Here is a 12825-nt window from a genome sequence, read left to right as displayed (position 1 = left end):
TGCAATCAGAACAGATGATAGAGCTGAGCCAGTGGCAGCTGCTCTGCTGGCTTGCTCGTGATCTTCGCGCCATCGACGCGGACTTCATATGTCTCTGGATTGACGGTGATGGATGGCGTCTTGTCGTTGAAATGCATGTCCTTCTTCGTGATGTCACGGCAATGCGAGACAGGACGTACCTGCTTCATGAGGCCCAGTCTTTCCTTGATATTGGCGTCATAAGCCGCCTTTGATACAAAGGTGATGCAGGTATCATGACGCGCACCAGCTGCCGCACCGAACATTGGGCGGTAAAAGACGGGCTCTGGCGTCGGGATGGAGGCATTCGGGTCCCCCATCTTCGAAGCGATGATGAAGCCACCCTTGATGATGAGCTCTGGGCGCACGCCGAAGAAAGCAGGATTCCAAAGCACGAGATCGGCCAGCTTGCCCTTTTCAATGGAGCCGACTTCTGCCGAGAGGCCGTGCGTGATGGCCGGGTTGATGGTATATTTCGAAAGATAGCGGAGGATGCGGAAATTATCGTTCTCGCCCAATTCCTCCGAAAGGCGGCCGCGCTCCTTCTTCATCTTATCCGCCGTCTGCCACGTGCGCACGATGACTTCACCGACGCGGCCCATGGCCTGCGAATCGGAGCTCATCATCGAGAAGATGCCCATGTCATGCAGGACGTCTTCCGCGGCAATCGTCTCAGGACGGATGCGCGAATCGGCAAAGGCCACGTCCTCGGGGATGCGGCTGTCGAGGTGATGGCATACCATGAGCATATCAAGATGTTCATCGAGTGTGTTCTTGGTAAAAGGCATCGTCGGATTTGTCGACGATGGCAGGATGTTCTCAAAGCCTGCCGCCCGTATGATGTCCGGAGCATGGCCGCCGCCGGCCCCCTCCGTGTGATACGTGTGGATGGTCCGACCGCCGATGGCATCGAGCGTGTCCTCGACACAGCCTGCCTCATTGAGCGTGTCCGTATGGATGGCCGTCTGGACATCATAGGCATCCGATACGCGCAGGCAGGCATCGATGACGGCTGGCGTCGCGCCCCAGTCCTCGTGGATCTTGAGGCCCATCGCGCCTGCCTCAATCTGCTCAGCAAGCGGTGGCAGACTTGAGCAGTTGCCCTTGCCGAGAAAGCCGAGGTTCATCGGATACGCATCAGCTGCCCGCAACATCTCTCGGAGATTCCAAGGCCCTGGCGTGCAGGTCGTAGCATTCGTGCCGTCAGCTGGCCCCGTGCCGCCACCGATCATCGTCGTGATGCCGCTGTAAAGCGCCGTCTCGATCTGCTGCGGACTGATGAAATGGATGTGGGTATCGAGTCCGCCTGGCGTCACGATGAGTCCCTCAGCGGCCAGTGCTTCCGTCGATGCACCGACTGTCAGTCCCGGCGTCACGCCTTCCATGATATCGGGATTGCCCGCCTTGCCAAGGCCGACAATGCGGCCGTCCTTGATGCCGATATCCGCCTTGACAATCCCCTGCACAGGGTCCATGACGATGGCATTCGTCAGGACGAGGTCCAGTGCACCACCAACGCTCGTGATCTCCGAGGCCTGTCCCATGCCGTCACGCAGCGTCTTGCCTCCACCAAACTTTGCTTCATCGCCGTAGCTCGTATAATCCTTCTCGATCTCGAGCACGAGGTCAGTATCCGCCAGTCGCACCTTGTCGCCTGTCGTCGGGCCATACATCGCCGCGTACTTTTCCCGGCTGATCGTGTAACTCATCAGACATCGCCCTCCTTCTTTTTTCGATTCTCCGTCTCCACATCGGCTGCTCCGGCAAAGCCGCGTTCTTTCGCATGGCGCAAGGCTTCCTCGCGCTCAAAGTCACCAGCCGGCCCCATTGTCAGGCCATTGAAGCCGAAGCAGCGATTCCTACCGCGCAGCGAGACGAGCGCAACAGTCTTCTGCTCGCCCGGCTCAAAGCGCACGGATGTGCCGGACGGGATATCGAGGCGCATGCCGAATGCCTCCCCGCGCGCAAAGCTCAAGCAACGGTTCACCTCAAAGAAGTGATAATGTGCGCCGACCTGAACGGGACGGTCGCCGAGATTCGTGACGACAAGTTTCCGGACCGTCCGCCCGACATTGAGTACGATGTCCCCTTCCTTCAAGAAGAATTCACCTGGTATCATGCACTGACCTTCTTTCTCCATTCATTGTTTTGGCTCATTGGATTGGCTCATGTACGGTCACGAGCTTCGTTCCATCGGGGAACGTCGCCTCAATCTGTACGGAGGGAATCATCTCTGGTACGCCCTCCATGACATCTTCACGCGTGAGGATTTCCCGTCCTCTTGCCATGATATCTGTGACGGTATGGCCGTCGCGGGCCATCTCCATGAGCTCCATGCTCAGATAAGCCACTGCTTCCGGATGATTGAGCTTTAGGCCTCTCGCCCTGCACTCTTCTGCCAGCTTGCCCGCATAATGCAGCATGAGTTTCTCCATATCCTGCGGCGTCAATCGCATCGTGTCATCGTCTCCTTCCTATCTGTTATCATATATCCATGCTTCAGGATGCCAGCATATGCTGCTGGATCTCTTCTTTCTTCGCTTCTCCTGCCGCTACGTGCAGGACGATCTGCCCCTTGTCCATCACGTAGCATTCATCAGCCAGCTCCAGTGCAAAATCCAGATACTGCTCGACGAGCAGGATGGAAAGGCCTGTCTCTTTATTGATGGTGCGGATAGCGGCGCCGATTTCCTGGATGACAGACGGCTGGATGCCTTCCGTCGGCTCATCGAGCAGAAGAAGTTTCGGATGAGCAATGAGCGCGCGGGCAATGGCCAGTTGCTGCTGCTGACCACCGGACAGGTCGCCACCCTTGCGCGGCAGGAATTTCTCGACAATCGGGAAAAGGTGGAAGAGCTCTGACGGGTCCTGCTTCTTCCCGCCGCAGACTTCAAGACCCAGCCGCAAATTCTCGGCCACCGTCATCTGTGGGAAGATATCGCGTCCTTGCGGCACATAGCCGATGCCACAGCGCGCCCGTTCATACGGCGGCTTCTTCAAGAGCTCTTCACCAGAAAGCTCAATGCTGCCAGCTGGCGTCTTGACAAGGCCCATGATGCTCTTGAGCGTCGTCGTCTTGCCGACGCCATTGCGGCCGACGAGCGCGATGATCTTGCCATCCGGCACTGAAAGATTGATGTCGTGGAGTATCTCACTTTCTCCGTAATATGCTGTAAGCCCTTTGATCTCAAGCATGCTGCTCCTCCCCTCGTCCAAGGTAGACCTCCTGGACCTTCTTGTTCTGCATGACTTCATTCGCCGTCCCCTCCGTCAAGATGGCCCCTTCATGCATGACCGTCACATCGTCCGCGATGCTCTTGACGAAGTTCATATCGTGTTCGACGACGGCCACAGCACAGCGGTCCTTGATTTCCTCGAGAATACGTGCTGTCTTCTCCGTTTCTGCCTGTCCCATGCCAGCGACCGGCTCGTCGAGCAGCAGGAGCTTCGGTTCCTCGACGAGCAGCATCGCAATCTCGAGCCACTGCTTCTCACCGTGTGACAGAGATTTTGCGCGCTCCTTGCTCTTCTTGTCGAGACCGACGAGGTTCAGCACCTCGTAGATCTTCCGCGTATCAAGATAGCGCTTGCGCATGAACAGCGAGCCGAACACGCTCTTGTCGTGATTCAGCGCAATGCGCATATTGTCGTAGACACTGAGATTGACAAAAGTCGATGGCACCTGGAATTTTCGGCAGATGCCTTTCTTGACAATCTCGAATTCCTTCAACTTCAGTATGTTGCCGATGTCCGCATAATCGACTTCGCCAGCAGATGGTTTCGTCTTGCCGCAGATGACGTCGAGCAATGTCGTCTTGCCTGCTCCGTTCGGACCGATGAAGAAGTGAATTTCATGCGGCGCGATAGAAGTCGTCACATCGTTGACGGCCTTGAAGCCGTCGAATTCAACGGATATGTGCTTGAGGCTCAAGAGCGCATCTGTGGCGCTCTCTTTGTTGCCAGAATGACGTATCATGATGCCATCTCCTTTCTCTTGCAGGTACGGCGTCTGCCACCGAAGAATGCCGGCATGGCCGGCAGATAAGGCCGTGCCTTAGCGTACAGAGCGGAACAGACTCCGACAAGGCCCTTCGGCATGAAGAGCACGACGAGGACGAAGAGCAGGCCGATGAAGTACAGCCACATGTCAGGAGCTGTCTCACTGATACCCGTCTTCATCGCATTGACGAGCAGAGCACCGATGACAGCACCGATGAGCGTCCCGCGGCCGCCGACGGCCACCCAGATGACCATCTCGACCGAAAAGGCGATATCAAGTTCTTTCGGCGAGATCATGCCCGCAAAGAGCACGTACATCGCACCGGCAATGCCCGTGATGATGGCTGAGATGCAGTAGACAAACGTCTTATAGCGGCTCGAATCATAGCCCGTGAAATACGTGCGGTTCTCACCATCGCGGATGGCGATGAGGATCTTGCCAATGCCACGGCTCATGAGCCAGGTGCAGAATACGTACGTCACGACAAGCAGAGCGACGGCAACATAATAGAAGGAAACGAGGTTCATCGGATTCTGGAGCTGGATGCCCAGCAATGTTGTGAAGCCCGTGATGCCATTACTGCCGCCCGTATACGCCTGCATGCCGACAAAGATGGTCACGAAAGCCCAAGCAAGTGCCTGCGACAAGATGGAAAAGTAAACGCCCTTGATGCGGTTCTTGAAGGTAGAGAATCCCACAATGAGAGCCAGTAGCAGCGGCAGAGCGATGATTGCCAAGAAGGCAAACGGCGCAGATGCAAACGGCTTCCAGAATGCTGGCAGCTGCGTCAAGCCGCCCGTTACCATGAATTCCGGCAGCGAACTGCCACTGGCCACGAGCTTCAGATGCATCGCCATCGCATACGCGCCTAACCCGAAGAATACACCGTGGCCGAGGCTCAGGATGCCCGTATAGCCCCAGATGAGGTCGATACCGAGCGCCACGATTGCATAGCAGAGGAATTTGCCGAGCAGGGTCAGGCGGAAGAGTGTCAGCACGAATGGCATCGTGAGCAGCGCCAAGACCAAGAGAATGAAGACAAGATTCTTCTTGTCCCGGAACCAATATTTGATACCCAAAGTACAAGGCCTCCTTTCTCAATCATCAAGAGAACGACTGCGCAGAGCGAAAAGCCCCTGTGGCTTTTTCTGCAGGAACAGGATGACGAGAAACAGCACTGCAGCTTTTGCAATGGATGCTGTGCTGCCGAATTCGAAGACAGTCCCTGCCACGCCGATGATCAGGGCCCCCGAGATGCAGCCAATCAGCTTGCCCACACCGCCGAGCACGACGACCATAAAGGTATCGACGATATAGTTCTGCCCGAGCGTCGGGCCGATGGAGCCGAGCAGCGTCAAGGCGCAGCCCGCGATGCCCGCCAGACCGCTGCCGAGCGCAAACGTCAGGCAATCGATACGCTTCGAGCGAATGCCTAGGCACTGTGCCATGTCACGGTTCTGGATGCAGGCCCGCATCTTGCGGCCAAAGTCCGTATGGTACAGGAAGGCCCAGACGCCGACGAGGCAGGCCAGCACCAGTGCTAAGATGAAGAGTCGTTTGTAGGACATCGAGACGCCCAAGAGGGAGATGCTGCCACCGAGGAATGCCGGCGCTACGACATTGACATTCGGTGCGCCGAAGATGCTGCGCGCGAGCTGCTGCAGGATGAGGCTGACGCCCCATGTCGCGAGCAGGCTGTCCGTCGGACGCCCGTACAGGCGCCGTATGACGACGACTTCCAGTATCATGCCGAAGACAGCTGCCACTAGGAAGGCGAGCACGATGGAAACGAAGAAATAGCCATCGCCGAGGACAGGCATCAGGAGTCCCTGCACGACATACGTCGTATAGGCACCGACCATGATGAATTCCCCGTGCGCCATATTGATGATGCCCATGAGGCCGAACGTGATGGCCAATCCCAGTGCTGCCAGCAGCAGGATGGACGAAAGGCTCAGGCCATTGAATAAGATGGTAAGAATATCCATAAATGCCTCTCTTTTTCATAAATAAGTGCAGGATATGCGCTGCTATTGCCTCGCATCTCCTGCACTTCCTCTACGTCAAACGCTTTTACTGCGCTTCTGCACTCAGGCCTTTGGCCCAGTCATACGTCTTGAGGAATGGATCTGGCTTGATGGGGTCCGTCGCAAAGACTTCATCGATGAGGCCGTTGCTATTGACCTTGCCGATACGCACGTATTTATACAGATGCTGGTTGTCACCGTCAATCTTGACCGTGCCTTCCGGCGCATCGAAGCTGATGCCACCGGCTGCCGCACGGACCTTGTCAACATCGAAGCTGCCTGCTTTCTCTACAGCGGCCTTCCAGAGGTAGACGGCGTCGTAAGCGGCTTCAATCGGATCATCCGTGACACGGTCTTCGCCGTATGCTTTCTTATAGGCCGCGACGAACTTCTCGTTGGCCGGCGTCTTGGTCGTCTGGTAATAGTCCCACGAGACGAGGTCGCCAGCGATGTTCTCGGCACCGATGCCCTTGATTTCTTCTTCGGCAATCGAGAACGACATGACCGGGCATGCTTCTGCTGTTACGCCGGCATCTTTCAGCTGCTTGAAGAACGCCACGTTGGAGTCACCGTTCAACGTATTGACGATGACATCGGGGTTGGCGGCCTTGATTTTGCTGATAATCGTCGCGTAATCCGTATATCCCATCGGAGTGTACTCTTCGCCGACAACCTCACCACCCTCTGCGGCGAGCTGCGCCTTGATGATGCGGTTCGCTGTCTGAGGGAATACATAGTCGCTGCCGACGAGGAACATCTTCTTCCTGCCGTTCTTCAGCAAGTACTCGATAGCCGGTACAATCTGCTGATTCGGAGCAGCACCCATGTACATGATGTTTTTCGACTGCTCCATGCCTTCGTACTGGGTCGGGTACCACAGAAGACCGTTCGAGCCCTCCACGACTGGTTTCACTGCCTTGCGCGAAGCACTCGTCCAGCATCCAAAGATGGTCGCAACTTTATCATTCATCAGGAGTTTCTTGGCTTTTTCCGAGAAGATCTGCGGATCCGAGGCACCGTCTTCCTCGACAATCTCGATTTTCTTGCCCAAGACGCCGCCCTGATCATTGATTTCTTGGATAGCGAGTTTCTCGGCATCGCGTACAGACGTCTCACTGATCGCCATCGTACCGCTCAGGGAATGAAGCAGTCCGACTTTTACCGTATCGCCCGAAGCGTTGCTCGTATTGCCGCTCATGGCACTGTCTCCGCCACAGCCCGTGACTAGCAGACTTGAAGCCAGGAGAGAAATTCCCAGCAGTTTTTTCCACATTCTCATATCCACACTTCGCTTTCTTGTTGAACTCATCTATAATTCCAACGGCGGCATTTTCTCGAGAAAATCTGCACCCAGTAAAACGAAGCGGGGCTCATGATCCGTGCCAATACACTGAATCATGAGCCCCGTTGCTCAACTGGATATGGTCCTATTGTAAGGCTACCTGTATGTTTTGTCAACAGTCTATTGTATGTATACAATAGACAAAATGTTTATCTTTGCACGATATCAGCATAAAAAACGATTTTTCTCAGCAGCATCTCACTATTCACCCATATTTATCTCATCAGATAAATATCCTGACAAAAATCCGCATGACGTCAGCCAGCCGACACCATGCGGAAATCTCCTAGTATTCAGTTCGTCAGCAGGGCATCCTGCATCTCATCGAGCATCGCCTTTGCCTGCTGCCAAGAATCGTCATGCGTACCCGCAGCAGAGGCGAGGTCATTGCTAGCCTGCTGGAGGAGCGGCCAGATGGCGTGCAAATCATCCTGGCGCAAAAGGCACGCTTCTGCCTGCAGGAGCGTGAAATGCGCGCGCTCAACGGGCGTATTGCTGTCGAGCACCGCCAGAGAGGCGATGATACTGGCCTCGCTGTAGCGCCCGTCATGCATACATTTGCTAAAAAGCATCTCACTCGTATGGAGCGGTGTCTGATGCGCGTGGTTGTCGCGGATGGCGGTCTGCGTGATCCTGTACTGATCATCACTGATGACCGCCATCTCACGATATTTGAGGGCAATACGAGCCTTCAGGGCCGCCTGAGCGCGGACTGCCGAGCTCAGGCCGTTGTCGCCTCCATCTGTCACGACAGAGATAGGGGGTCTCACGGCGTCCCGTGGCTGTGCCGCAGCAGATGACGATGTGCTTCCAAGAGGCAGGCAGACGGCCAGCAATACCAGCACACCGCCTACCACCTTCCCTGCATTCAGCATTCCTTGAAGAGCTCGATGGTCTCGCCGCAGGGGCCCACGGCGAAGGCGATGCGAACGGGGAACGGGGTCTCTGCGGGGATGGTCATAGACGTTGGCTCGACGGTGATCTTGTAACCTGCCTCGCGGATGGCCTTGACACAGGCGTCCGTGTCGTCGGTGGCCAGAGCGAAGTGGCGCACGGAGCCTTCGCTGTGGTTCTCGCCGCCCTTGGCAAAGATTTCGATGAGGCCGGCGCCGGTATCGAACATGATGCCAGCTTCCTCACCTTCACCCCAGCTGCGCTTCACGGGCAGGCCGAGGACTTCCTTGTAGAAGTGGATGGCTTCCTGGAATTCCGCCTGGCAGCTGCACTTAAGTGCAGCGTGATGCAATCCTTTGATCAAAGACATAGAAAAGACCTCCTATTCAGATACAACAGTTCTTACAATCTATCTCAACACCGGCAAGCGCTATTACGGTTCCCGGTATTCGACAGCATTCTCCTCACACCAGTCGCGCGCGGCCTGCAGCAGGTAGTCCTGCTTGAAGGCATCCCAAGCTGGCTTGAGCAGCAGATGGCGGACCTGATGATGGAAGCGCGTCACGGCACCTGCGCCTTGCAGTGCCTCGCGCAGGCGCTCTTTGACATCCTCGCGCGGGCGCGATTCCGCGAACGCATGCATCATCGCCGTCTCATCCTCGTCCATGATGTTCGGGATGGGGATGTAGTGCTCCCAATCCTCTTCCATCGCGAAGGCGTGGTGCATGGCCTCTTCCTCGGCCATGTCGTCCGCCATCATGACGACCTTGCCCGCCCGGATGTCCACATAGCCCTGGCGCACATCCGACTGGGCAAAAGCCGCCGCTAAATCCTTTAAATCGACTTTCATGTTTAGGTCACCTTTCGTCTTACGCAATCTCTTGCTCCTATTATAGCAAATTTTAGCAAAAGAAACACCCATGCGCCAGGATATGGATATCCCAGTGCACGGGTGTTGGACATACTCAGTTAGGGTCGAACTTCTTGCTGGCATCTTGCAGGAGATGGTCGCGCAGTTCCTTGGACGCCGCAAAGTAATCGTGGACGGTCTGGCGGTCGTGATGCTCGACGGCTGTGATGACCTCGCCGAGGATGGTCTGCAGCTGCCGCAGATCGCTCGCGATGGCCTCGCCGTTCGTCATGCAGATGTCGGCCCACATATCGGCATTCGACGAGGCGATGCGCGTCGTGTCGCGGAAGCCGCCGCCGATGAGCTTGATGCAGGACTCGCGGTCGTCACCCGAACGGTCGAGCAGCGTGACGAGCGCGGCGGCCGTGACATGCGGTACATGGCTGATGACAGACGCGCAGCGGTCGTGCTTGGCGATGTCAAGCGTCGTGAAGTTCGCGCCCGTGTATTTGAGCACGCTCATGAGCTTCTCGTGGGCCTCCGGCGGTGCGCCCGTGTCCTCGACGATGACGTACGCTTTACCGACGAAGAGGTCCTTCATCGCGGCATCGACGCCGCTCTTCTCGCGGCCCGTCATCGGATGGCCGGCGATGTAGTAGATGTCCGGCGGCAGGATCTTCTGCAAATGTTGCCAGATGTAGCCTTTTGTGCTGCCCGCATCCGTCAGGATGCAGCCCTTCTTGAGGTACGGCAGGATTTTCTCCACCATCGGCACAATCTGCAGCACGGGCGGGCTCAGGAAGACGATGTCGGCATCGCGGACGACCGCCTCGACGTCGGCAGAAGCGTAGTCGACAGCCCCGAGCTCGACGGCCCGGTCCATCGAGGCCTGATGGCGGCAGAGTCCCGTGATGTAGATGTCCTCGCCGAGCTTGTCCTTGAGGCAGAGCCCGAGCGAGCCGCCGATGAGTCCAACGCCGATGATGGCAAGTTTGAGGCAGCTCATAACGTGCGCCCCATGACATCACAGATCTTGCCGAGCTCGCCCATCAGAGCATTGAAGTTCTTCGGTGTGAGGCTCTGGTCGCCGTCAGAGAGTGCGACCTCCGGATGCGGGTGTACCTCGATGATCAAGCCGTCGCAGCCAGCAGCGACAGCGGCGCGCGCCATCGGGCGCACCATCTCCCAGCGGCCCGTGCCATGACTCGGGTCGACGATGATCGGCAGATGCGAGAGCTCCTTGATGGCTGCAACGGCGCTGAGGTCGAGCGTATTGCGCGTGAACGTCTCGTACGTGCGGATACCGCGCTCACAGAAGATGACCTGCTCGTTGCCGCCCGCCATGATGTACTCCGCCGCATTGAGCCATTCGCTGATGGTCGCCGCGAGGCCGCGCTTGAGCATGACCGGCTTCTTAGCCTTGCCGAGCGCCTTGAGGAGCTGGAAGTTCTGCATGTTGCGCGCGCCGACCTGGTAGATGTCGGCGTACTTGCCGACGAGCTCGATGTCGTCCTTGTCGACGATTTCCGTGACGACCTTGAGGCCTTCTTCATCGGCTACCTCGCGCAGCATCTTGAGGCCCTCTTCAGCCAGGCCCTGGAAGTCGTACGGGCTCGTGCGCGGCTTGAACGCGCCGCCGCGCAGGAATTTCGCGCCGCCCGCCTTGACCGCCTTGGCGGCCTCGCGCAGCTGCTCGATGCTCTCGACCGAGCACGGGCCTGCCATGACGACGACTTCCTTACCGCCGATCTTGACGCCGTCGACATCGACAATCGTGTCCTCCGGATGGAAGTGGCGGCTGACGAGCTTGTATTTCTCCGTGATGCGCACGGTCTTCTCGACGCCCTCGAGCATGCTGACCTCGAGGTTGGCGATCTTCTTGCGGTCGCCGATGACGCCGATGATCGTGCAGTCCTCGCCCGTCGACAGATGGGCCTTGAGGCCGACCTGCTGCAGGCGCTCTTCTACTTTCTGGATATTCTCTTTCGTAGCATCTGGTTTCATGACAATGATCATAATGAATTCCTCCTGACAATCCCCCGAAGAATAGAAAAAGCCCGCCCCTCTACAGGGACGAGCCGATATACCCGTGGTACCACCCTGCTTGCTGACGCAAGCCTCTCACTTCGGATACTGACATATCCTAGCCTCTGATAACGGTGGCATTCCGGCGGGGCCTACTCTCTTCAGCCTGCTGCTCCTGAGTGTATTTCGTCCCCTCTCCCTGCGCTGTCACACCAGCCCAGCGCTCTCTTCAAGGAAGTCTCAGGGATTACTTCTCTCATTCCTCGCATTTTACTTGATGTATATTACCATAACAGATTTGTTACAGAATGTCAACACATCATCGCTGGAATCGTCAAAAATTGTACAACAAAGACAAATCCCAGCACACAACCCTGTTTCCTTGTCAATCAGACGCGGACCATCGCAATCTCATCGCAGTTCGGGAATTTCGGGCAGTCGATGCATTCCTTCCAGACCTTATGCGGCAGCTCTTCCTTCGTGATGGTCTGGAAGCCGAGTTTCTGGAAGAAGCCCGGCTTGTAGGTCAGCGTGAAGTACTTCTCGACGCCGAGCGCATCGCCTTCCTCGATGAGGCGGCGGACAATCTCCGCGCCGATGCCCTGGCGCGTCAGCTCTGGCGAGACCGCCATCGTGCGGATCTCCGCCAGGCGGTCCCAGATGATGTGCAGGCCGCCGACGCCAGCCACTCTGCCCTCTTCATCGACCGCGACAATCATGTCGCGCAGGGTCTCATAGAGCGTGTTGCGCGAGCGCGCGAGCATGACGCCGTCCGTCGCATAATCGTTCACGAGATGGTATATCGCTTCAATATCGGCAAATGTTGCCTTCCTGTACTGCATCATTTCTCTGCTCCTTTACTCGATTCCTGCCCTGCAAGCGGCTCTGCACTCGGGCACACGGGCGCGAGCGGGCAGATGTCGCAGGCGGGTTTTCTCGCCTTGCAGATCTTGCGGCCGTGCCAGATGAGCCAGTGGTGCGCATCCGACCACTTCTCCTTCGGGATGTTCTTCATGAGCCCCTGCTCCACGGCCAGCGGCGTGGAGCCTGTCGCGAGCTGCAGCCGGTTGGCGATGCGGAAGACGTGCGTGTCGACCGCGATAGCCGGATGGTGAAAGGCCACGCTCATGACGACATTGGCCGTCTTGCGCCCGACGCCCGGCAGCCTCTGGAGCGCCTCGAAATCGTCCGGCACCTCGCCGCCGAATTCCGTGCAGAGCATCTGGCAGGCCGCGAGGATGTTCTTCGCCTTATTGCGGAAGAGTCCGCAATCGCGGATCTCGTTCTCGAGTGTGGGGAGTCCCATCGCCACGATGTCCTCTGGCGACTTGACCTTGGCAAAGAGGCGCTTCGTCGTGACGTTGACGCGCTTGTCGGTACACTGCGCCGAGAGGATGACGGCGATCAGGAGTTCAAACGGGTTGCGGAAGATGAGCTCCGGCTTCGCCCCGCGGTACGTCTCCTCGAGGATGGCCAGCTGCTCATCTCGTATCTTTTTCGTTACACGCATAAAATCCACTTCCTGTTCTGCAAAAATGGCAAAAGGAAGGGCCCAATCCATGAATTGAGCCCTTTCCTGAGTTTCACGATTTTATTCCATTATAGCAGATTCCAGACGTCTGGCAAGTGACAGGTGCCTGTCATCCACCATTACAGTCCTCGCAGCCAT

At 57.1% G+C, this 12825-nt stretch carries 15 protein-coding genes and 1 other annotated feature; all 15 genes read right to left on the bottom strand.

The annotated features are described in order from the left end of the window. Positions 1-5: 5 nt before the first annotated feature. A complete protein-coding gene (ureB, locus tag MITSMUL_RS01725; protein ID WP_005839396.1) occupies positions 6-1727 on the bottom strand; it encodes an urease subunit beta in 1722 nt (573 codons plus the stop codon). Further along, the gene (gene ureB / locus MITSMUL_RS01720) at positions 1727-2137 is read right to left on the bottom strand and encodes an urease subunit beta (protein ID WP_050751621.1); all 411 of its coding nucleotides are present in this window, start codon (positions 2135-2137) and stop codon (positions 1727-1729) included. The genes ureB (MITSMUL_RS01725) and ureB (MITSMUL_RS01720) overlap by 1 nt, the downstream gene beginning before the upstream one ends. Before the next feature lie 34 nt (positions 2138-2171). Further along, entirely contained in the window at positions 2172-2474 is a 303-nt protein-coding gene (locus tag MITSMUL_RS01715) for an urease subunit gamma (protein ID WP_005839392.1), read from the bottom strand. A gap of 43 nt (positions 2475-2517) precedes the next feature. Continuing rightward, the gene (gene urtE / locus MITSMUL_RS01710; RefSeq protein ID WP_005839389.1) at positions 2518-3213 is read right to left on the bottom strand and encodes an urea ABC transporter ATP-binding subunit UrtE; all 696 of its coding nucleotides are present in this window, start codon (positions 3211-3213) and stop codon (positions 2518-2520) included. Beyond that, positions 3206-3994 carry an urea ABC transporter ATP-binding protein UrtD gene (urtD, locus tag MITSMUL_RS01705; protein ID WP_005839388.1) on the bottom strand — a complete coding sequence of 263 codons (789 nt, stop codon included), beginning with the start codon at positions 3992-3994 and terminating at the stop codon, positions 3206-3208. The genes urtE and urtD overlap by 8 nt, the downstream gene beginning before the upstream one ends. Continuing rightward, a complete protein-coding gene (gene urtC, locus MITSMUL_RS01700; RefSeq protein WP_005839386.1) occupies positions 3991-5097 on the bottom strand; it encodes an urea ABC transporter permease subunit UrtC in 1107 nt (368 codons plus the stop codon). The genes urtD and urtC overlap by 4 nt, the downstream gene beginning before the upstream one ends. Before the next feature lie 18 nt (positions 5098-5115). Next, the gene (gene urtB / locus MITSMUL_RS01695; protein WP_005839385.1) at positions 5116-6006 is read right to left on the bottom strand and encodes an urea ABC transporter permease subunit UrtB; all 891 of its coding nucleotides are present in this window, start codon (positions 6004-6006) and stop codon (positions 5116-5118) included. Positions 6007-6091: 85 nt separating this feature from the next. Continuing rightward, entirely contained in the window at positions 6092-7324 is a 1233-nt protein-coding gene (gene urtA / locus MITSMUL_RS01690) for an urea ABC transporter substrate-binding protein (RefSeq protein ID WP_005839383.1), read from the bottom strand. A 356-nt stretch (positions 7325-7680) separates the two neighbouring features. Then, on the bottom strand, positions 7681-8136 hold the full coding sequence (locus MITSMUL_RS01685; protein WP_156779528.1) for a hypothetical protein: 456 nt from the start codon (positions 8134-8136) through the stop codon (positions 7681-7683). Between the two features lie 119 nt (positions 8137-8255). Continuing rightward, the gene (locus MITSMUL_RS01680; protein WP_005839380.1) at positions 8256-8651 is read right to left on the bottom strand and encodes a VOC family protein; all 396 of its coding nucleotides are present in this window, start codon (positions 8649-8651) and stop codon (positions 8256-8258) included. A gap of 63 nt (positions 8652-8714) precedes the next feature. Then, the gene (locus MITSMUL_RS01675) at positions 8715-9131 is read right to left on the bottom strand and encodes a UPF0158 family protein (protein WP_040635299.1); all 417 of its coding nucleotides are present in this window, start codon (positions 9129-9131) and stop codon (positions 8715-8717) included. A 115-nt stretch (positions 9132-9246) separates the two neighbouring features. Beyond that, a complete protein-coding gene (locus MITSMUL_RS01670; RefSeq protein ID WP_005839376.1) occupies positions 9247-10137 on the bottom strand; it encodes a prephenate dehydrogenase in 891 nt (296 codons plus the stop codon). Continuing rightward, the gene (gene aroF, locus MITSMUL_RS01665) at positions 10134-11147 is read right to left on the bottom strand and encodes a 3-deoxy-7-phosphoheptulonate synthase (protein ID WP_005839374.1); all 1014 of its coding nucleotides are present in this window, start codon (positions 11145-11147) and stop codon (positions 10134-10136) included. Before aroF ends, MITSMUL_RS01670 begins: the two co-directional genes overlap by 4 nt. A gap of 50 nt (positions 11148-11197) precedes the next feature. Then, positions 11198-11429: a binding site (T-box leader), on the bottom strand. 116 nt (positions 11430-11545) lie between these two features. Beyond that, positions 11546-11998 (bottom strand): N-acetyltransferase, encoded by a 453-nt coding sequence (locus tag MITSMUL_RS01660; protein ID WP_040635718.1) that lies wholly within the window; start codon positions 11996-11998, stop codon positions 11546-11548. Continuing rightward, positions 11998-12666 (bottom strand): endonuclease III, encoded by a 669-nt coding sequence (gene nth, locus MITSMUL_RS01655; protein ID WP_050751620.1) that lies wholly within the window; start codon positions 12664-12666, stop codon positions 11998-12000. Before nth ends, MITSMUL_RS01660 begins: the two co-directional genes overlap by 1 nt. Positions 12667-12825 lie beyond the last annotated feature (159 nt).

This window comes from Mitsuokella multacida DSM 20544 (assembly GCF_000155955.1).
GTDB classification, from domain to species: Bacteria; Bacillota; Negativicutes; order Selenomonadales; family Selenomonadaceae; genus Mitsuokella; species Mitsuokella multacida.
This window is presented reverse-complemented; position numbering and strand designations above follow the sequence as displayed.